This window comes from Holdemania massiliensis AP2 (assembly GCF_000327285.1).
Classification (GTDB): domain Bacteria; phylum Bacillota_I; class Bacilli_A; order Erysipelotrichales; family Erysipelotrichaceae; genus Holdemania; species Holdemania massiliensis.
The window spans coordinates 1,392,756-1,410,401 of record NZ_HE998567.1 but is presented as its reverse complement, the minus strand read 5'-3'; the positions used below and the strand labels follow the sequence as shown (position 1 = coordinate 1,410,401).

19 protein-coding genes, 3 tRNA genes and 1 pseudogene are annotated in these 17,646 nt (G+C 47.7%); 14 read left to right on the top strand and 9 right to left on the bottom strand.

Translation table 11 applies throughout. From position 1 onward, the window contains the following. Positions 1–24: 24 nt before the first annotated feature. A pseudogene (locus BN162_RS19225) lies at positions 25–300 on the bottom strand (DsbA family oxidoreductase); the annotation flags it as partial. A gap of 151 nt (positions 301–451) precedes the next feature. Between BN162_RS19225 and deoD the strand changes: the two are divergent. The 4 genes from deoD to BN162_RS06635 all read left to right on the top strand — a co-directional run bounded on the left by deoD (position 452) and on the right by BN162_RS06635 (position 3,126). Then, positions 452–1,162, top strand: coding sequence for a purine-nucleoside phosphorylase (gene deoD / locus BN162_RS06650; protein ID WP_020224310.1), 711 nt, complete (start codon positions 452–454; stop codon positions 1,160–1,162). 132 nt (positions 1,163–1,294) lie between these two features. Further along, a complete protein-coding gene (locus BN162_RS06645; protein ID WP_020224309.1) occupies positions 1,295–2,041 on the top strand; it encodes an amino acid kinase family protein in 747 nt (248 codons plus the stop codon). Then, entirely contained in the window at positions 2,020–2,862 is an 843-nt protein-coding gene (locus BN162_RS06640) for a hypothetical protein (RefSeq protein ID WP_147612151.1), read from the top strand. Before BN162_RS06645 ends, BN162_RS06640 begins: the two co-directional genes overlap by 22 nt. A 72-nt stretch (positions 2,863–2,934) precedes the next feature. After that, positions 2,935–3,126: a hypothetical protein gene (locus tag BN162_RS06635; protein WP_020224307.1), complete on the top strand. Its 192-nt coding sequence runs from the start codon at positions 2,935–2,937 to the stop codon at positions 3,124–3,126. A gap of 340 nt (positions 3,127–3,466) precedes the next feature. Here the strand turns inward: BN162_RS06635 and BN162_RS06630 are convergent, their stop codons facing one another. Then, on the bottom strand, positions 3,467–3,661 hold the full coding sequence (locus BN162_RS06630; protein WP_020224305.1) for a DUF378 domain-containing protein: 195 nt from the start codon (positions 3,659–3,661) through the stop codon (positions 3,467–3,469). Between the two features lie 98 nt (positions 3,662–3,759). Between BN162_RS06630 and BN162_RS06625 the strand changes: the two genes are divergently transcribed. Both BN162_RS06625 and BN162_RS06620 read left to right on the top strand, forming a co-directional pair. Beyond that, entirely contained in the window at positions 3,760–4,746 is a 987-nt protein-coding gene (locus BN162_RS06625; RefSeq protein WP_020224304.1) for a LolA family protein, read from the top strand. Between the two features lie 2 nt (positions 4,747–4,748). Then, positions 4,749–5,090, top strand: coding sequence for a type II toxin-antitoxin system PemK/MazF family toxin (locus BN162_RS06620; RefSeq protein ID WP_020224303.1), 342 nt, complete (start codon positions 4,749–4,751; stop codon positions 5,088–5,090). A gap of 324 nt (positions 5,091–5,414) precedes the next feature. On the opposite strand, the gene BN162_RS06615 is transcribed toward BN162_RS06620, so the two are convergent. The 3 genes from BN162_RS06615 to BN162_RS06605 form a co-directional block, all read right to left on the bottom strand. After that, positions 5,415–5,488, bottom strand: a tRNA-Gly gene (locus tag BN162_RS06615). A gap of 5 nt (positions 5,489–5,493) precedes the next feature. Beyond that, positions 5,494–5,569: transfer RNA gene (locus tag BN162_RS06610), tRNA-Asp, on the bottom strand. A gap of 32 nt (positions 5,570–5,601) precedes the next feature. Further along, positions 5,602–5,692: transfer RNA gene (locus BN162_RS06605), tRNA-Ser, on the bottom strand. 445 nt (positions 5,693–6,137) lie between these two features. Between BN162_RS06605 and BN162_RS17795 the strand changes: the two genes are divergently transcribed. Both BN162_RS17795 and BN162_RS06595 read left to right on the top strand, forming a co-directional pair. Then, entirely contained in the window at positions 6,138–7,013 is an 876-nt protein-coding gene (locus tag BN162_RS17795; protein ID WP_167539996.1) for an RNA-guided endonuclease InsQ/TnpB family protein, read from the top strand. 212 nt (positions 7,014–7,225) lie between these two features. Continuing rightward, positions 7,226–7,750: a dUTP diphosphatase gene (locus BN162_RS06595; protein WP_020224301.1), complete on the top strand. Its 525-nt coding sequence runs from the start codon at positions 7,226–7,228 to the stop codon at positions 7,748–7,750. Between the two features lie 109 nt (positions 7,751–7,859). Here the strand turns inward: BN162_RS06595 and BN162_RS06590 are convergent, their stop codons facing one another. After that, positions 7,860–10,082 (bottom strand): thiamine pyrophosphate-dependent enzyme, encoded by a 2,223-nt coding sequence (locus BN162_RS06590; protein ID WP_020224300.1) that lies wholly within the window; start codon positions 10,080–10,082, stop codon positions 7,860–7,862. Then, a complete protein-coding gene (locus tag BN162_RS06585) occupies positions 10,082–11,173 on the bottom strand; it encodes a 2-oxoacid:acceptor oxidoreductase family protein (RefSeq protein WP_020224299.1) in 1,092 nt (363 codons plus the stop codon). The genes BN162_RS06590 and BN162_RS06585 overlap by 1 nt, the downstream gene beginning before the upstream one ends. A 207-nt stretch (positions 11,174–11,380) precedes the next feature. Between BN162_RS06585 and BN162_RS06580 the strand changes: the two genes are divergently transcribed. The 5 genes from BN162_RS06580 (at position 11,381) to BN162_RS06560 (ending at position 15,760) form a co-directional block, all read left to right on the top strand. After that, the gene (locus tag BN162_RS06580) at positions 11,381–12,697 is read left to right on the top strand and encodes a M18 family aminopeptidase (protein ID WP_020224298.1); all 1,317 of its coding nucleotides are present in this window, start codon (positions 11,381–11,383) and stop codon (positions 12,695–12,697) included. A gap of 69 nt (positions 12,698–12,766) precedes the next feature. Next, a complete protein-coding gene (locus BN162_RS06575) occupies positions 12,767–13,426 on the top strand; it encodes an HD domain-containing protein (RefSeq protein ID WP_020224297.1) in 660 nt (219 codons plus the stop codon). A gap of 23 nt (positions 13,427–13,449) precedes the next feature. Beyond that, positions 13,450–14,319 carry a methionyl aminopeptidase gene (locus tag BN162_RS06570; protein WP_425279937.1) on the top strand — a complete coding sequence of 290 codons (870 nt, stop codon included), beginning with the start codon at positions 13,450–13,452 and terminating at the stop codon, positions 14,317–14,319. 111 nt (positions 14,320–14,430) lie between these two features. Then, positions 14,431–14,937 carry a nitroreductase family protein gene (locus BN162_RS06565; RefSeq protein WP_020224295.1) on the top strand — a complete coding sequence of 169 codons (507 nt, stop codon included), beginning with the start codon at positions 14,431–14,433 and terminating at the stop codon, positions 14,935–14,937. Between the two features lie 160 nt (positions 14,938–15,097). Next, a complete protein-coding gene (locus tag BN162_RS06560) occupies positions 15,098–15,760 on the top strand; it encodes a manganese catalase family protein (RefSeq protein ID WP_020224294.1) in 663 nt (220 codons plus the stop codon). 169 nt (positions 15,761–15,929) lie between these two features. Here the strand turns inward: BN162_RS06560 and BN162_RS06555 are convergent, their stop codons facing one another. Then, on the bottom strand, positions 15,930–16,553 hold the full coding sequence (locus BN162_RS06555; RefSeq protein WP_020224293.1) for a Type 1 glutamine amidotransferase-like domain-containing protein: 624 nt from the start codon (positions 16,551–16,553) through the stop codon (positions 15,930–15,932). A 36-nt stretch (positions 16,554–16,589) separates the two neighbouring features. Next, positions 16,590–16,898 (bottom strand): AzlD domain-containing protein, encoded by a 309-nt coding sequence (locus tag BN162_RS06550; RefSeq protein WP_020224292.1) that lies wholly within the window; start codon positions 16,896–16,898, stop codon positions 16,590–16,592. Between the two features lie 177 nt (positions 16,899–17,075). On the opposite strand from BN162_RS06550, the gene BN162_RS06545 reads away from it, so the two are divergent. Beyond that, the gene (locus BN162_RS06545) at positions 17,076–17,555 is read left to right on the top strand and encodes a MarR family winged helix-turn-helix transcriptional regulator (protein WP_020224291.1); all 480 of its coding nucleotides are present in this window, start codon (positions 17,076–17,078) and stop codon (positions 17,553–17,555) included. The last annotated feature ends 91 nt before the right edge of the window (positions 17,556–17,646 follow it).

Here is a 17,646-nt window from a genome sequence, read left to right as displayed (position 1 = left end):
TTTTCCAGCCTGTTTGGCGAAATAATAACCCTGAAAGGCATCGGTTGTATAAGGATGCGGAGAAATCATGGGCAAATTCATTTCCACGCCCAGGTTTTCCGCCATCGGTTTCAGCACTTCATCAAACCGTTTCAGACGCTTTTCGTCATGCATCGGATCAACTTTGGGAGTCGGAAACCGCCGCAGCTCATAAGGATGGAAATCCAGTTCAACATCGAGATCGGCCATGGCCTGAGATAAGGAGTAAAGCCCGACATAACAAAATGGACAGACAAAATCAGAATAGACAGAAATTTTCATAACGCGCCTTCTTTCTGTTCTGATCATACTCAACCGTTACTCAGATGTCAATACAGACGCTTGTTCGACTCCTTTTTCTGAACAAACTCATCATCGCTTCCTGAGTCTAAACATGGTATAATATTTCTGGAAAATAAGGAGGAACTCAACTATGTCAACACCGCACAACAGTGCCGAAAAAGGGCAGATCGCCAAAACTGTTCTGATGCCGGGGGATCCCCTGCGCGCAAAATTCATTGCTGAAACATTTCTGGAGAATCCTGTCCAGTTCAATGCCGTCCGCAATATGTTCGGCTATACCGGAACTTATAAAGGAAAGACGATTTCAGTAATGGGAAGCGGCATGGGAATGCCGAGTATTGGAATTTATTCCTATGAGCTGTTCAGTCAATACGGTGTCGAAAACATCATTCGTATCGGTTCCGCAGGCGCCTATTCACCCGATTTGAAGGTCTTTGATGTCGTCCTGGCGGACAGTGCCTACAGTGAATCCAGTTATGCTAAAGTACAGAGCGGCTATGATCAGGATAAAACCTATCCATCGCAGACGCTGAACCAGCGGATCAAAGATGCGGCAGAAAAACTGGGAATGCCGCTGCATATCGGCTGCATCCACTCCAGCGACGTTTTTTATCGCGAAGGCGGCAACGATTACATTCAGGAACTGACGGAGGTTCATCACTGTCTGGCTGTTGAAATGGAGAGCTTTGCGCTGTTCCACAATGCTCAGGTCTTAGGCAAAAACGCAGCCTGTTTGATCACGGTATCCGATTCATTCGTGACCTCGGAAGTGACAACCCCAGAGCAGCGTCAGACATCCTTCACCAAGATGATGGAAATTGCTTTGGAAGCTGCAGAATAATCAAATCCTTAAATTGATAAGCAAGAACCGGGAAACTCAAAACCGGTTTTTCTTTTTGTTCCATTTGGGCAAGTTCCCGGTCCCCTGAAGATCCATCTCATAGTCTAGGTTGAAGACGAAAGGGGCTGGATTATGGAAATCTGTGTTATTAAGTTTGGGGGAACCTCGCTGAAAGAGGAAGCTGCCCGCAATCGAGCTGTTCGCCTGATCCGTCGTCTGATTCCGGAAATGAAAGTGATTGCAGTGGTTTCTGCGATGGGGCGCTATCCCGATCCCTATGCGACGGATACACTGATGTCCCTGGCTAAATATCTGACCCCTCAGCAGCGCGATCGGCTGGTTTCGGCAGGGGAGATGATTAGCACGTTGGTCATCAATTCTCTGTGCCGGCAGAATGGAATTCTCAGCGATACGCTCAGTACGCAGGAATTGGGGATCATCACTAATGATCACTATGGTGAAGCGGAAGTGCTGACGGTCACGACGGGGAAGCTGCTGGAAAAGCTCGATCACTGCGATTGTCTGATTGTTCCAGGCTATCAGGGGATCACACTCGATCATGAAATCACGACGCTGGGACGAGGCGGCAGTGATTATACGGCGATGCTTCTGGCCCAAGCATTAGGTCTGAAGGATGTCTATATCTTAACGGACGTCAGCGGAATTTATGATGCGGATCCTAAACTTAATCCCGAAGCGCGACATTGGGACAAGGTTGATTACGATCAGATGCTGCACATGATTGATGCCGGAGCCCGCGTAATGCAGCGGCAGAGTATTCTGTTTGCCCGTGAACACCGATTGCGTGTCTGGGTGGGCTCCTCGCTGCAGGTTGGAAAGGGAACTTGGATTCAGCTATGCGAAGACTGCGAACATTAGTGGTTACGGATAAGCCGGCGCAGCTTAGCCGGCTGATTGATGCATGCACGGTATTGGGATGTCCGTGCAGTTTGAATTGGGCAAGCAGTCAGAAAGGGTTAAGGCCTTTAACCTTGGCGGAAGGAGAGATCCGGCCTCAACCGTTGAACCGGATACTTTTTGAGCGGGCTGAACTGATTGTGATTTTGCCGCCCTGCAGCGACAATGACAAAATAATTCAACAATACAAACACGGGAAGGCTAAACTGGTGAGTGCGCAGTACACGGAAAATCTGCCTTGTCAGTTAGGACTGGAAAACGGGCCCTTGCGGCAGATCCAACTACCACTGCCGGAAGTTTGGATGATTGCGACGGCGCTGCAGCCTTTGATCCAGCTGTCGATTTTGACGCAAGTGGAGGTCTGCACAGAAAGACAGGAGAAAAAACTGAAAAACCAACCTGTGAAGTTGGCTTCCTGTCTGCAAACACAGCTGGAAAGGCTGCTTCCTGAAATAAAGATCAATATAAGAAAGGCTCAGCTCTGGGAAGGGGAGTCGTATGTGGAAGCCGATCTGATCCTTATCCTGAATCGATCCCTTACTGCTGAGCAGCTTTGCAGATTATTGCAGCAGCCGGACCATTCCTTAGTGCTTGCGTCTGAGAAAATACTGGATCATTTCCAGAATGCCCGTCAGGAAACACGAATATTGATTGATCAAATACAAAAGGGGAAGAATGATAGACAGTGGCATCTGCGGCTGACCTCAGATCCGCTGCAAGCCTGTCAAATCGCTGCCATTGCCAGACAGATTTCAACGGCAGCCCAACTGAAGAATTCCTGAAACTTTCAACATCCATCTTGGCAAGGATCCGGAAACTCGCTATAATGAACACGCAGAACAGGAGGCCGAGAAATGAAAACGATCATTTTTGTCCGGGACATGAAAACCGAGGATCAGGCAGACCGCATTCGAGCGGCTCTGGATGATACTCGCGTAGAATATAAAGTTGCGCTGGAAAGCGGTGCCGTGGTCATCGAGGGCTCTAACGATTTGGTGTACGCCGCAAAAACTGCGATCCGGGAAGCCGGTTTTACGATTCAATAAGAATCAGTGAGGATTCTTCCACCTCGATCAGTGGAAAGAGGAATCACAAAAACAAAATGAATGGCAGTGGCGGGTAAAGAGAAATTGGTATCCCCCCACGGACATGAAGTCAATCAACGCATTGAAGGATGGGATCGTACTCTGTTCAATGATCGTGGATTGAAACACTAAACAAATGGCAGAGCGTTTCCCGGCGCTCTTTTCTTTTACCTCAAACATTAACATCACTTTCTTTAATGAGACTGGTTGTGATGCTTTATTCTTCGGTCAGTTATATGCCGGATAAAAAATCTGAATCAGGCGGCTGTCGCTTTCAATCAGAAAAAAAGAAAGTAGAAACTTAATCTCTATCTGCGGAGAACCATAAAATATTGATCATTCCGCAGGCGGCAAATATAACCTTTACCATCACGGCAAGACTGGGTGAGTGCAGCGAAAGACTGGCGATCAGATCCAGATTAAAGATTCCGTCCAGGCCGTATAACAGACAGGCAATAATGGACAGGAATAGAGCTAGATTGAGAATTCGTTTCATACACAATTCCTCCTATTACAGAATAGCGAACCTTTGCGGATTTATGCATGAACCGACACAAAAGCGCATACCTTGTGTTGAAAAGGAAAGGTGGAATTATGAAGAAGAAAGTCGCAGTGATCGTTGGGGTCCTTTTGTTGGTTGTCGCGTTATTTCTTGTGCTGAAACCCAGCTCATTTGAGAAGAAGGCGGACAAAACCATGCAGAAGCTGACCAGCTACAAGCTGGAAGGGAATATGGAAATTTCCAGCGGCGAAGAATTCAAGAACTACGCGATTACATCCTCATGGATGAAGGAGGGCGAAGACGAGTACTTTAAGGTCAGTATGATCGATAAGTCGCTGAACCAGGAACAGATTATTCTTAAGAATAAAGAAGGTGTCTTTGTTGTTACTCCTTCATTGAACCAGGTTTTTAAGTTCCAAGGCGAATGGCCGATGAACTCGCCGAAGCCTTATCTGCTTCAGACGATGATGGAAGTCCTGAAGAATGACCATCAAACGAAAAAAGAAAAGGATGGGATTCTGATCAGCGCCGAGGCTAAATATCCAAGTGCCGCTCAGCTCGTCCGCCAGGAAATCAAGTTCAACAAAGACACGAAGCCATTATATCTGATTGCCTATGATGCAAACAACGCTCCGGCATTAACCATGGAATTTACGGCGGTCAGTTATAATGAAGGCTTTGAAGCTGGCTATTTTGATACGCCGAAGAACTCGATTGAAACACCGACCAGCAGCTACACTGGACTGATTGAATTGCCGCTGTATCCAATGACAGTTTTTGATTCCAAGCTAGTCGCATCAACGGTCTCCTCAGTCAACGGTCAGCCTCAGCACATTCTGGAATTCAGCGGTGATCGGGATTTCACGGTTGTACAGACAGAAAGAGCGCCTAGTCAAGAACTGACTGTCACGGAAGTGAACGGCGATCTGATCGAAGGTTTGGGGTTGGTCGGATATTATGACGGAAATCGGCTTACAATTACCAACAGTCAGGTTGAATATTCTGTATACTCCAACGATCTGACGCCGCAGGAGATGATGCAGGTTGTGGAAAGCATGCAAGTATCGGTCATGAAATAATGATGGTGCGCCGAGGGGATGTGTATTATGCGGACCTGGCGGGGAGTATCGGAAGTGAACAGGGCGGATTGCGGCCGGTGGTGGTTATTCAAAATGACAAAGGAAATCGATTTTCGCCAACTTTGATTGTGGCGCCGATATCCAGCCGGCTGACTAAACCGCCGATTCCGACTCATGTAATTCTGCCGGCCGATTCCTTAGAAAAGGCGTCGATCGTACTGCTGGAACAGATTCGGACGATTGATAAGCAGCGATTAGGACAATGGGTTTGCACATTAGATCGAAAGACCTTACAGGCGATAGACGAAGCTTTGTGCGTCAGTCTGGGGCTAGAGCTCATGTAAAGGAAAGACCGCCATGTTACAGCGGCCTTTTTATTTTAAATTGCACGTTTAGTTATCTTCTGCTGCGGCTGCGGGTTTGTCTTGCGATGGGCTTAGGTCGCGAATTCGGAACAGAGGGCTGGTGGAACGCGGGGGAGTGCGGGGAAAGGACCAAGATAGAGTCTGAAGCCAAAAGCAGGGGGGATGACAGTCAAAGCCGCTGACCTTGCCATGAATTTGGAACAGGGAGAGAGGCCCGGAGACTTTTGTAATTGGGGATTGCGAAACAGGGAGCGGAAAGTATAAAAAATGACCTTGATTGAATCAAGGTCATTGATATCGCAATGGAGCAGGTGAAGGGAATCGAACCCTCGTGTCAACCATGGCAAGGTTGCGTTCTACCATTGAACTACACCTGCGATAATGGCGGTCCGGACGGGACTTGAACCCGCGATCTCCTCCGTGACAGGGAGGCATGTTAACCACTACACCACCAGACCAATATCGTTGTTTCGGCGCGCGCACTGTAATGTGGCGAAGAAGGCGGGATTTGAACCCGCGCGCCGCTTTCGCGACCTATGCCCTTAGCAGGGGCACCTCTTCAGCCTCTTGAGTACTTCTTCACTTGGTAACTCACAGCGCTTTTATATACTATCATGAAGAAGTACATTTGACAAGTCTTTTTTTAAAAAAATTTGAAAAAAACAAAAAAAGTAGAGATTGTCCAAATCGGACGCTTCTGCCGGACTTGAGAAGGATCCGAAATTCTGTAAATTTCAAAGCAGTTGGAAGCATTTAAAAAATTTTTATTTTTTTTGTGGGGCTTTTTTCAAAAATGCGCAATATTATAAGTGTAGGGAATAATAACTCTGAGGAGGTGACAATATTTATCTTACTTGTCGGATCTTATTAAAAACTGATGAAAATACATCAAGAATTCTTACAATTATGGCAAAGGCCTATCAAAATGAGGTTAACAACTTACTTCAGCTTTATATCAAAAACAAACATCCTGTTTATGTATCCTATGGCGACTTCTGCACTTTCATCCCTTTCTGGAGTCGTGCAATGGTCGTTCAGGATGCAAAGCAAATCTTCAAACATGTTCAAAAATTTAACAATCTAAAACTGAGATTGAAAACATCGCAATGCTGCTGGCATCAGCCAAACTTCAAAATTGTGGATAATGAATTAGAAATTCAGGTTGGCGGCCGCTTCGGTATCGGTGACACGCTGAAATTACCAATCATGGCCGAGCCATATCAACAACGTTTTCTCAGCATGGAATTAGGCAAACTGACCATTCATCCCTACAAACAATGGTGGGCTGCTGAACTTAATGTTAAAGTGCCGGAAAAACCGCAATCCATATCGACAAAAAGAATGGGCATTGATCTGGGAATTAAAGTTCCTGCGGTTGCCTTCACAGAAGATGGAAAAATCCACTTTTTCGGAAATGGACGAGAGTCCCGTTTTCGCCGCAATGCTTTTTATGCAAAACTTACAGAACTTCAAAAAAAGGAAGACTATTCAAAAATTAAAGAATTGAATCATGGTCTTTACCGCTGGATGATTACGCAATGTCATCTCATCAGCTCTCAGATTGTTCAGTTTGCAGTCGATCAGAATGTTGGCGTGCTCTGTGTAGAGCAGCTTCACGGAATTGGCAAACGAGAAATGAAACAATCCAGAGATAAGCGGGAGCTGAACCAGTGGTCATATTACCGTTTGATTGACAACGTCCGTTATAAAGCACAGCGCGAAGGACTCCGTTTAGTTTTTGTTGATCCTCGCTATACATCCAAACGATGTCCGCGCTGCGGCAGACTCAATACCCCTGACAAGCGTTTTTATCGATGTGTCTGCGGCTTCCACTGTCATCGCGATATCGTCGGTGCGATGAATATTGTTCATGCACCTGAATCCAGTCCTGTGACTGGATAGCCTGGCAAACTATATGTTCTGTGTCAGGACGGGTTTTTGCGTGCCCTTATCTCAATCACGCTGTGAGGTTTGAACCCAATAATAATCTTTGAGATAAGGGGGATCTCAAAGTGTGCAAGGATCGGTTAAGTCCTGGAGTTGACAAAAGCCGATCCTTTTCTTTACAATAGGTACAATTCAGGTCAGACATGTTGAAGAAAGGAATAAATTCCATGCAGAAAATCGCAAAATTTGAAAAAGTAAGTAAAAAACAATTTGTTCAGGATTGGCTTGATACGTTTACAACAGCGACACAAGCGGAAGCCATTCAGATCTATGATCAGCTTCAGCTGCCAAAGCGGGCAACCATCGGTTCCGCTGGTTATGATTTCTTTGCCCCCCAGAGTTTTATCCTCAAACCAGGAGAATCTATCAAAATACCAACCGGTATTCGGGTTCAGATCGCAGCCGGATGGGTCTTAAAATGCTATCCGCGCAGCGGTCTGGGTTTTAAATATCGGCTGCAGTTTAACAACACCGTGGGAATTATTGATTCCGACTACTATGATTCCGACAATGAAGGCCATATTTTCTGCAAGCTGCTCAATGATTCCCGTGAAGAAAAACAACTATCGCTTACTCAGGGGGAAGGCTTTATGCAGGGAATCTTTGTAGAATACGGCATCACGGTAGATGATGAAGTCGATCAGCTGCGAAATGGTGGTTTCGGCAGTACCTCTAACAGTAAAATTTTCTAAGCCGTATATAAAAACGCAGTTTTTCCTCTCTAACACAAGAACTATGAAAGGGAAGAGAACTGCGTTTTCTTTATGCTGGAGAAAAGAATGAAATCAGGAAACTTCTCAGTTACAAAACATCACTTTCGGCCCGCGCTTTCAAACGTGTCCAACGTTTGTCAATTTCTTTCTGGATATGCCCAACGACTTCCGCATATTCCGGCTTTCCTAAATGCCGCGTCCGTCCCATCATCTTCAGCCAGTCGATTGCTGGAATCTGTTTTCCGTTCTTTTCCGGATTGTAGTTAATCAACGTGATCCCCTCCTCAATTTCATAAAGCGGGAAATATCCGCAGTCAACGGCAGCCTGAATCACCTTCCGTTCCTGACTCGGGACATCTGCCCAGTTTAACGGACAGGCTGATAGAGCTTTCAGATAAACAAAGCCTTTATTCTTTGCATAATACTGAGCTTTTGCCGCCTTTTTTAAAAAGTCTGCCGGCTGGGATTCTGCCACCGTCGCTACATACTGAGCCCCTGCGGCTGCCATAATCTGCGGCGTGTCTTTGTTGACAAAGGTCTTTCCATACTGAGTTTTGCCGATGTGCGAGGTGGAACTCCGCGCTCCCATCGGGGTCGAATAAGAAAGCTGATACCCTGTATTCATATATCCGCCGTTATCATATTCCATCAAAATGAATGCATCGTTGCGCAGGGCTGCACCAATAGCTGAACCCAAACCGATATCCATCCCTCCATCACCGCTGATCATGATGAATGTGATATCCCCCTCAGGCAATTCTCCGCGCTTCTGCCGCTGATGAAACATTTCCGCCAGGCCTGCAACCGTAGCCGCGCCATTCTGAAATAAGTTATGAAGGTAGGGAACTTTAAATGAAGTTTTTGGGTAAGAAGTCGTAACAACCATTCCGCACCCCGTCTGAAATAACAGGACAACCACGCCCTCAATCCCCCGAAGCAGTAAATTGACATTGACTGGGATTCCGCATCCCGGACAGGCTCCATGCCCCGGCGCAAGCCGCTTCGGCATCGCGGTCGTCGCAGCGATCTGACCGCCTTGCACCTGCAGCTGGCCTTGATCATTAAGCCGGCATTGGGTGAGCCCTAACTCTGTATCCTCCGCCGTCAGCGGTTTAAAGTATTCCGGATTGGAAACAGGCTGACCTTCGCTTATCTGCAGGTAATCAAATCGCGGCAGATCCTGCCCAAGACAATCCTTCACCAGTTTTACAGCTTCCTCATAGTAGAAGTCTTTGCCGCCCAAACCATAGATTCGTGTATAGACCTCGCAATCCAGTTTCGCCTCCTGCAGAGCCGCACGGATTTCCAGTGACATGTTGCCGCCCTGGGCACCATAGCTGTCCTGCCGATCTAAGACAATTAAGGTTTCAGCATGGGCGATCTTTTCAATCAGCTGAGCTTTGGGAAACGGGCGGATCATCGTCAGTGTGACAGCGCCGACTTCAATTTCTTCTTTCCGCAGCTGATCGACAGCTTCTTTTAATGTGTGATAAGTCGAGCCCAGCGCAAAGATGACCACTTTGGCTTCCTCCGCCCGATAAGTTTCCACAAGGTGCTGCGGCCGTCCGCTCAATTCTTTAAATTCTTCAAACAGCGGCTCAATCTCATTGAACACTTGTTCCATTGCTTCATGCAGCTGATACTTATTATTGATTAAATCCGGCTCGTTCATATAGGAACCAATGGTTACCGGATGTTCGGTATCGAGGATATCCGTACGTTTTTTCACGGGTCCGATGTAGTCCTGAACGTCCTGATCCTTCTCAAAAATCATGCAGCGGCGTTTTTGGTGGCTGGTAAAGAAACCGTCAAAGGCGACCGCAACCGGCAGATTGACAGTTTCAGCCAGCTTGAGTCCGATCAGGTTGTAATCGTATACCATTTGCACGCTGTTGGCGAACAGGATGATCCAGCCGCAGTTCAGCATCATCATAATATCGCTGTGATCGCCTTTGATGGACAGGGGGCCGGATACCGTCCGGCAGGCAACATTCATCACCATCGGAAAGCGAGTGCCGGATTGAACTGGCAGCTGTTCCAGGGCATAAAGCAAACCGTTGGCGCTGGTGGCATTGAAAACCCGGCCGCCGCCGGTGCTGGCGCCGTAACAGATTCCAGCCGCGCTGTGTTCGCCTTCGGCAGCAATCAGGGAAATATCGTGCAGTCCTTGAGCTTTCATTAGATCAAGATTTTCAGCGATCTGGGTTGAAGGGGTAATCGGATAGTAACCCATGACATGATAGTTGATCTGTTTGGCGGCAACCGCAGCCAGTTCATTGCCGCTTTCATACAGGCTGATCTGTTTTTTCATCACACATTTCCTCCCTTTTTCAAAATTTCTTCATTCGGTGATTCACTGGTAACCCAGCTGTTGGCGCCGACATGGGTCTGCTGCAGATCGGGTGTTAACAGATCGCGAACCGGAGTGAAATAGTCTGGATGCGGATGTTCTTTCTCAACTCCGCGGGTTAAGGCATGAGTCGGGCAGATGTCAACGCAGCGCAGACAGCCTTTGCAGAAACGATAGTCAAGTCCGCGGTTGAGCATCGTTTTCCGGCCTTTCAGTTCCCCAGGAAAGAATTGAAATACCATATCCGGACAGGTGGAATCGCACAGGCCGCAATGAATGCACTTTTCCGGCTCAAACAGCGGCAGATAACCTTCACGGCTGGCAGAGAGATCATTGCGTACAGAACTGCCGCTGATCGGGTTAACCCCGCCGATCGGAGCGGTTTTCCAGCCCCAGCCTTCACTTTCGCTGTCAAATGGAATTTCCGGATAGCGTTCATCATCAAAATGATAGAGCTGAACTTCATCATAGCCGCGCTGCACACCCTCTAAGTTAGCGCCCAACAGCTCCGGTGCTTTGCTGCCCAGTGTCGCGATCACTGCCTGCTTTGCGACCTCTAACGGTATAAAGCCAGTGGCGCGGGCAATCGCCCCAAGCATGACCATGTTCACACGCGACTTCGACTGCAGCGCCAGAGTCAGGGCATCAACACAGTAGATATCACGCGCTGACAGCTGCATCCGATCCCGGATTGCGGCTCCGTCCAACGCCGTATTGATGACAACCCGGCAATGCCGCTGTACCCCGGCGTTAACCGGCAGCTTTCCTGCCATGGCTTCATGAAATAAGGCCAGACAGTCGGGATGCCGGACGGGGGAATTGATGCGGATTTCTTGAGTCGGCGCACTGTAACGAATAAAGGCTTTCACCGGAGAGCCGCGTTTTTCCGAGCCATAACTGGAAAAACTGGCCGCATTCAGGCCCAGCTGAACAGCCCCCAGCTCGCCCAACAGTTTGCCGCACAGATTTGCGCCCAGGCCGCCGATGCTTTCCAGCCGCATTTCATAGTACCCCAGTTCATTGATCCGGGGCAGAGTGGTTTGGATGGTCATGTTGTTTCCTCCTTCAATGACTTATGATTCTGATAGTCATTCTGTCCGATTTGCGCTGTTTTAACAGGGAAATCTGCCGGGAATTCATGTTTTTATGTGTCGCTTGGCATGAAAATGAGTATAATTGAGATGACGCAGTTTTCTGCGGCTAAGTTTTGTTGGTTAAAAACCCCGGATTTTCCGGATCAATTTTAATGAGGTGAAGAAATGACAAACACACAAATTCAAGACATGCTTGATTTTATCGCAGCCAGCCCCACCTGTTTTCAGGCCGTCGATCAGCTGCGTGAACGGCTGATCCAGGCTGGATATGAAGAACAGATTGAGAGTGCCCGCTGGTCGCTGACGCCCGGCGGACGGTATTTTACGATCCGCAATCATTCCAGTCTGCTGGCCTGGCAAATGCCAGAAACAACAGAAGATCTCAGTTTCAATATCGCAGCGTCCCACAGTGATGCGCCGACTTTCAAGCTTAAGCCCAACGCCGTGATTCAGGAAAACGGTTATCTGAAGCTGAACACCGAAGGTTATGGCGGAATGCTGTGCAGCACCTGGATGGATCGCCCGCTGTCCTTAGCTGGCCGGGTGATCGTGCGGGATGGAGAGAAGATTGTCAGCCGGTATTTGAACATTGACCGTCCGCTGCTGACGATTCCCTCTTTGGCGATTCACATGAACCGTGAAGCCAATACCAACGCCAGCTACAATGCTCAAAAAGATATGCTTCCATTACTGGGCTTGGGTCAGGAGCCGTTTGATATCAAGACGCTGCTGGCAGAAGAGCTCAAGGTCGCACCGGAGGCGGTACTCAGTTTTGATCTGTACTTAACCTGCTTGCAGAAAGGCTATGTCTGGGGCAAGAACAAAGAGTTTATCTCCAGTCCGCATCTGGATGATCTGCAGTGTGCGTATACGACGCTGCAGGGCTTTCTGCAGGGCCGCAGCCGCCGTTCATTGAATGTCTACTGCTGCTTTGACAATGAGGAAGTCGGCAGCCGGACACGCCAGGGCGCGGCTTCGACCTTTTTGATCGATACCTTGCGCCGAATAACGCAGGCAATGGCATTGACGGAGGAGGATCTGCAGCGGGCGCTGGCTTCGTCGCTGATGATTTCTGCGGATAACGCGCATGCCGTGCATCCCAATGTTCCAGAGAAATCCGATCCGACTAATCGTGTTTATCTGAATCAGGGCATCGTGATCAAATACAATGCTAATCAGAGTTATACCTCGGACGCGATCAGCGCGGCTTTATTCAAGGAGCTTTGCGCTGAAGTTGGAGTGAAAACGCAATATTTCACCAATCGTTCTGATTTAAAAGGCGGCGGTACGCTGGGCAGCATCAGCACTTCTCAGGTCAGCATCGCTTCCGTCGATATCGGATTAGCTCAGCTGGCGATGCATTCCTGCAATGAAACTGCCGGAGTCGAGGACAGCGAAGCCATGATCCTGGCGATCCAGCGGTTTTACAGTACCCACAGATCCATGCCGCAGGAGGGCGTGCTGATCCAGCAGGCCGATTAGAATGCCGGTATTGGTCCATAGTAAAGGCAGAGAAGGAAATCCTGCAAAGGACGGAAAAGGAGGAACGCGATGATCACCGTTGAAGAGGTCAGAAATAATCCCCAGGTCAGAACGTACATTCAGAAAGCGGATGAAGCTTTGGCGGCGCTGGGCTATACTGAGCACAGTTTTGCGCATGTCGGCAAGGTCGCGAAAGAAGCGCGGGAAATCCTTTTGACATTGGGATATAGTCAAAGAGAGGTGGAACTGGCGGAAATTGCCGGTTGGCTGCACGATATCGGCAACGTGATTAACCGTGTCGATCATGCGCAGAGCGGAGCGGTTATGGCTTTTCGGATTCTTGACAAGCTGGGAGCGGAAGCTGAGGAAATCTCAACGATAATCAGCGCCATCGGCAATCATGATGAAAGCACTGCCTACCCCGTTAATCCGATTGCTGCGGCCTTGATTCTGGCAGACAAAACCGATGTCCGCCGCACGCGTGTCCGCAATCGTGATTTTGCCACCTTTGATATTCACGACCGGGTCAATTATGCTGTGCATCAGTCGCGCACAGAAATCACACCGGATCGCAAAAAGATTGTGCTGGATTTGAAAATCGACACGCAGATTTCTGCCGTGATGGATTATTTTGAAATCTTTATGCAGCGGATGCTGCTGTGCCGCAAAGCGGCGGAAAAGTTAGGTCTGACTTTTTCCTTAGTGATTAATGATCAGATCATTTTATAGAAAGTAGGCGAAGTATGAAACGAATTCATCTTAAACCCCAAGATCCATGCTGGTGCGGCAGTGGTCATCTATACAGTGAGTGCCACCAGCCGCTGGATCAGAAAATTGCGTATTATAAAAAGCGCGGTCACATCGTCCCCTCTCACAGTCTGATCCGAACTCCGGCGGAGATTGCCGGCATACAAGCCAGTGCTGATATTAACACGGCAGTGCTGGATGCGGTGGCCGCCGCAATCTGTGAGGGCATGAGCACTGAGGAAATTGATAAAATTGTCTATGACACGACCACCGCACGAGGAGCGATCTGCGCCCCGCTGAATTATGAGGGATACCCAAAAAGTGTCTGCACCTCCGTCAACAATGAGGTCTGCCATGGGATTCCGAGTCATCGCCGCAAGTTGAAAGCCGGCGACATCGTCAACGTGGATGTATCGACGATTTACAATGGATTTTATTCCGATGCTTCGCGGATGTTTATGATCGGTGAGGTCAGCGATGAAAATCGTCGTCTGGTTGAAGAAACGAAGGAATGCCTGAACCGCGGTATTGCCGCTGCACAGGCCTGGCATTTTGTCGGTGATATCGGGGCGGCCGTCCAAAGTTATGCAGAGAGCTGCGGCTACTCGGTTGTCCGCGAATTGGGCGGTCATGGCGTCGGTTTGAAATTCCATGACGATCCGTTTGTTTCCCATATCGGCAAGAAAAATACCGGGATGCTGCTGGTGCCGGGGATGGTTATGACGGTTGAACCGATGATCAACATGGGCAGCGCCCGCGTCGAGATGGATCGCTACAATGGCTGGACGATCTACACCCAGGATGGCAAACCGTCTGCACAATGGGAACATACGATTTTGATCACGGAGGATGGCCCGCAGATTCTGACTTATTAGACTGCCGGCGGCTTCTGTGAATTCTGTTTCAATGATTTTTGTTACAGTCCCAGGCGGAAAGCGTGGGCTGAATCAGCAGAAATCAGATAAAAGCCGAAAGGAGATCCAAGGATGAGTGAAGTTTTAGACGCCATTTTTAACCGCCGCAGCATTCGCAGCTATACGGAACAGCCGGTCAGCCGCGAACAGCTGGATATTTTGATGAAAGCAGGGCAGGCAGCGCCGAGTGCGATGAATCAGCAGCCCTGGTATTTTGTCGCAATCCAGCGCAAGGAGATGATCGAAGAGCTAGCTTCGCTGCTGAATGTAGAGGAAGATCCGTATTATAATGCACCTTTGTTAATCGTTGTGTTTGCCGATAAGAAGGCGTATTCGCCGATCACGGACGCAGCGCTGGCGATGGGCAACATGATGCTGGCAGCCCAGGCGCTGGGCTTGGGTTCCTGCTGGATTGATTACAGCCGGCATGTTTTTAACCATCCGCAATTTGCCGGTCTATCCCGATCCTTAGGCGTCCCGGAGAATTATTTCTGCGTGGGATCGCTGGTTATTGGTACCCCGGCGCAGCAGCCGGACGCCCATCCGGTCAATCCTGAAACCATGACGGTTGTGGTTTAGGCGTTTTTCTTATCGTTTATTTTTTTCTGAGCACCGCGGCAGATGTTGTTCCTGACCCGCGGTTTTTCTTATTTTTGATTTTTCACGTTTGATTTTTCTCAATTCGGTTCATCCTAATACCAAACGAACAAAGTTCAAAAATAACGAAGGAGGAAACATCATGTTTAAACATCAGAAAAAGCTGCTGCATCCGGTCAAAGTGAAGAAACCCAACCCAACCTATGCTGCGTTGCTGCAGGAACAGTTAGGCGGTCCGCAGGGGGAAATGAAAGCGGCTATGCAGTATTTTGCTCAGAGCCTGCGGATTCAGGATAAGGAAATCAAAGATTTATTTCTTGATATTGCAGCCGAAGAATTATGTCACATGGAAATCGTCGCCGAGATGATCAATCAGCTTAACGGTGATCAGCTCAACGCTAAGGATGCTACTGTCGGAGGCATGGAAGCGCATGTGCTGACTGGTTTAACACCGCTGCTGGCGAATGCTTCAGGCTATTTGTGGACAGCGGCGTATGTCAATGAAACCGGCGATCTGGCGGCCGATTTGCTTTCCGATATTGCGGCCGAGCAGCGGGCAAAAGTTGTGTATCAGTATCTGTACCGTCAGATTGAGGATGAAGGCGTCCGCGAAGTCATTGACTTTCTGCTGAACCGCGAGGAAGCGCACAACACGATGTTCCGTCAGGCCTTTAATCGGATTGTGGACAGCGGTTCGCAAAAGGACTGGGGCGTCACGTCCGATTCCCGAATTTATTTTGATCTGTCCGGAGATGGTCAGCACTTCGATCCAGCCCGTAAAAATCCACCGGAGTTCAAGGAATAAAGTTCTCTGAAATTCACGCTGTATTCGATAAGGCCAAATCCCAGGCTTTTCTCCCATAAAGCAAAAACCACGTTTTGATCATACCGGATCGCATCGTGGTTTTCTTTTTATGTTGAAAATGAAAGAAGTATTATTGTCAGAATAATGAAAATTCTAAATTCCATAAAAGTCATTGAATCCGTATGAAAGAGTCATTTTCTGAATCGATAATGATCCCTTCACCGTCACTAAGCCGGATAATTTCACAGTGATGATCCTGCTCGTAGGCTTGACAAAGTATTTCATATTGTGGATCACGGTTTAAAAATTGATGATAATGAGGTAATATCTGTCTGCTTGTCAAATTCATTCCTGTCAAATCCGTAAGATTAAGCGTGTTCATCTCAGGGAAATATTGTTCAATCAAGTCGATTGTTGGTCCTAAAACCAGTGCCCCTGCACTCCAGCCAATCAAAATATGATGCTTCGCTAATTCTTTAAGTATAGGCTGAGCCTGACTTTTGCGCAGAGATTGAAGCAAAGTATAAGGATTACCACCGATCAGTTCGGCACAATCATAGGCCAGAAGCATCTCAGCACGTTGATAATCAAAATCATACAGATCCACGCTGAAACCCAGACTTTCCAATTCCTGAAGGCAGCGCGCAACATGATAGTTTTTTTCTTTATAAATTGGATCAGAAGTAACGATCAAAGCTGCCCGCGGTTTTTCTTTGTGCAGTTTATGGGGTTCCTGACGCACCTGATCCCGGAGTGCTCTGCAGGTCAGACCGTTAGAACAGAGCATGAGCATCCTATCACCTTCTTTAACAATAGATCACTTTTATTTTTATAAGATAATCAGTTCAACAAGATACACCGCAGCACAGGCTGCCAGTGCCACCGTTAACAGGCCTTTGCCACGCCAGCCTAAGATCAGAGCGATCAACAGACCTGCCGCCGCACTCAGCCCGCTGCGTGTACTCATCAAAATCGCTGGGAAAGTCATCGCCGCCAGTACCGCATAGGGAACATAAAACAGGAAGCTTTGAATGAAGGCATTTTCAATCTTTTTTTGAAAAATAAGAATGGGCGCTGCCCGCAGAAGATAGGTCACACCGGCCATGATTAAGGTATAACAAATTAAAGATAAACGCATAAAAATTCTCTCCCTTTTGTTGCAATGCTGACTCTTCCGTTCTGTTAATCGCGTTGGAAATGATTCAAAACTGGAATTTGTACTTATTTTAGCATAGAATAAAAGAAATAAGGCAGACATTGAAAGAATTGATCAAAAGAAATCACTGTTAAAACAGACTGTAAAGGAGGATACATCATGATCTCAGTTTCTGATTTAAAAGCGGGCGAAATGCTGCAATGGTATGCTCGTTATCGTGAAGCTTACAGTAAATACTGCTGCCGCGCGATCATCAAGGAGCCTTTTTCCCCAAATGAAATGAATTTATTGATTTTTTTGTCCAATAATCCACAGATGGATACGGCTAAAGAGTTGACCGTTACACTGGGTGTGTCTAAGGGGTTGATCTGCCGCAGTGTTGATTCATTAACGCAAAAGGGATATCTTCGTGGAGAAGTGGATAAGCGTGATCGTCGTATTGTGCATCTGATGTTAACGGACAAAGCGGCTCCGATTATTCAGCTGCTGCAGGAAAACCGGGCAAAGTTCTCCCAATGGATCACACAAGAGATATCTCAATCGGATCTGGAAACTTATAAGCGAGTCAATAAACAGCTGATTCAGAATATTCAGCGCCTGGCTGATGTTGATTTAACAGATCAAAATGATTCACAATAAAACCGTGCACAAAAACGCACGGTTTTATTGTGGCTGAAAGACTAAATCAGTTCGGCCTGTAAAACAGAAAAAGTATAGCGTATACAAAAAA

Bases quoted from the DNA above. Each gene is read 5' to 3' on its own strand.
- BN162_RS06590 (WP_020224300.1), bottom strand. From the start codon at position 10,082: ATGAAAAAACAGATCAGCCTGTATGAAAGCGGCAATGAACTGGCTGCG.
- BN162_RS06555 (WP_020224293.1), bottom strand. From the start codon at position 16,553: ATGCTCATGCTCTGTTCTAACGGTCTGACCTGCAGAGCACTCCGGGAT.
- BN162_RS06620 (WP_020224303.1), top strand. From the start codon at position 4,749: ATGGTGCGCCGAGGGGATGTGTATTATGCGGACCTGGCGGGGAGTATC.
- BN162_RS06545 (WP_020224291.1), top strand. From the start codon at position 17,076: ATGATCTCAGTTTCTGATTTAAAAGCGGGCGAAATGCTGCAATGGTAT.
- BN162_RS06585 (WP_020224299.1), bottom strand. From the start codon at position 11,173: ATGACCATCCAAACCACTCTGCCCCGGATCAATGAACTGGGGTACTAT.
- BN162_RS17795 (WP_167539996.1), top strand. From the start codon at position 6,138: ATGGTCGTTCAGGATGCAAAGCAAATCTTCAAACATGTTCAAAAATTT.
- BN162_RS06595 (WP_020224301.1), top strand. From the start codon at position 7,226: ATGCAGAAAATCGCAAAATTTGAAAAAGTAAGTAAAAAACAATTTGTT.
- deoD (WP_020224310.1), top strand. From the start codon at position 452: ATGTCAACACCGCACAACAGTGCCGAAAAAGGGCAGATCGCCAAAACT.
- BN162_RS06645 (WP_020224309.1), top strand. From the start codon at position 1,295: ATGGAAATCTGTGTTATTAAGTTTGGGGGAACCTCGCTGAAAGAGGAA.
- BN162_RS06630 (WP_020224305.1), bottom strand. From the start codon at position 3,661: ATGAAACGAATTCTCAATCTAGCTCTATTCCTGTCCATTATTGCCTGT.
- BN162_RS06560 (WP_020224294.1), top strand. From the start codon at position 15,098: ATGTTTAAACATCAGAAAAAGCTGCTGCATCCGGTCAAAGTGAAGAAA.
- BN162_RS06635 (WP_020224307.1), top strand. From the start codon at position 2,935: ATGAAAACGATCATTTTTGTCCGGGACATGAAAACCGAGGATCAGGCA.
- BN162_RS06565 (WP_020224295.1), top strand. From the start codon at position 14,431: ATGAGTGAAGTTTTAGACGCCATTTTTAACCGCCGCAGCATTCGCAGC.
- BN162_RS06640 (WP_147612151.1), top strand. From the start codon at position 2,020: ATGCGAAGACTGCGAACATTAGTGGTTACGGATAAGCCGGCGCAGCTT.
- BN162_RS06580 (WP_020224298.1), top strand. From the start codon at position 11,381: ATGACAAACACACAAATTCAAGACATGCTTGATTTTATCGCAGCCAGC.
- BN162_RS06575 (WP_020224297.1), top strand. From the start codon at position 12,767: ATGATCACCGTTGAAGAGGTCAGAAATAATCCCCAGGTCAGAACGTAC.
- BN162_RS06625 (WP_020224304.1), top strand. From the start codon at position 3,760: ATGAAGAAGAAAGTCGCAGTGATCGTTGGGGTCCTTTTGTTGGTTGTC.
- BN162_RS06550 (WP_020224292.1), bottom strand. From the start codon at position 16,898: ATGCGTTTATCTTTAATTTGTTATACCTTAATCATGGCCGGTGTGACC.